Here is a 786-nt window from a genome sequence, read left to right as displayed (position 1 = left end):
TCGCCGCCGAGCTCGAGGACCTGCTGGAGACCCACCCTCTTGCCGGGGTCCTGACCTCGATGCCCGGTCTCGGGTTCAGGACCGCCTTGAAGATCCTCACGATCGTCGGAAACGGCGCTGCGTTCCCCACCGCCGGTCACCTCGCCGCTTACGCAGGCCTGGCCCCCGTGACACGCCGCTCGGGCAGCTCGATCAAGGGCGAGACCCGCTCCCAGCGCGGGAACCACGCCCTGAAATCGGCGCTGTTCTTGTCGGCATTCGCCAGTCTCGCCGACCCGACCACCCGCGCCTACTACGACCGTAAACGCGCCAGCGGCAAGCGCCATAACGCTGCCCTGATCTGCCTCGCCCGACGCCGCACCGACGTCATCTACGCCATGCTCCGCGACCGCCGCCCCTACGCACCACCAAGCGGCCCGACGCTGCAGCCAGTGGCCGCAGCCGCTTGACAACCCCATAGAGACACCCCCCGAGCCGAGCCGCCCCCACCCCGACCGGAGGCCCCGTGCCCCAGCTGCCCCCCGTCCCCGCTGCGGGGGCCCCGCTTGGTCCGGTTCCGGTCTCGCGGGCGGTGGAGGACGTTCTGGCCGCAGCGGATCTGGATGCGTGGGCGGCCTGGGATGCGCTGTGGCTTCCCCGGCGGCCGTTCGCGGCGCATGCTCCGCCCCGTGGGGAGTACCCGCTGTCGGTGCGTCGGGCCAGTCCCGGCGCGCTCCCGGAGGCCACCCGCGCGGGGCTCGTGACTCAGGTGGCGATCGCCGCCCACGGTCCCGACCCTGCGCCGCC

At 73.0% G+C, this 786-nt stretch carries 2 protein-coding genes; both read left to right on the top strand.

Going from position 1 to position 786, the window contains the following annotated elements; all coding sequences use genetic code 11:
- On the top strand, positions 1 to 449 hold a 449-nt coding region (locus D8M34_RS18475; RefSeq protein ID WP_148113113.1), incomplete at its 5' end, for a transposase.
- A gap of 56 nt (positions 450 to 505) precedes the next feature.
- Positions 506 to 786 (top strand): hypothetical protein (locus D8M34_RS19680; protein ID WP_238695730.1); only part of this gene is annotated, 281 nt, incomplete at its 3' end.

The organism is Microbacterium sp. HSID17254 (assembly GCF_003989315.1).
Taxonomy (GTDB): Bacteria; Actinomycetota; Actinomycetes; order Actinomycetales; family Microbacteriaceae; genus Microbacterium.
This window is presented reverse-complemented; position numbering and strand designations above follow the sequence as displayed.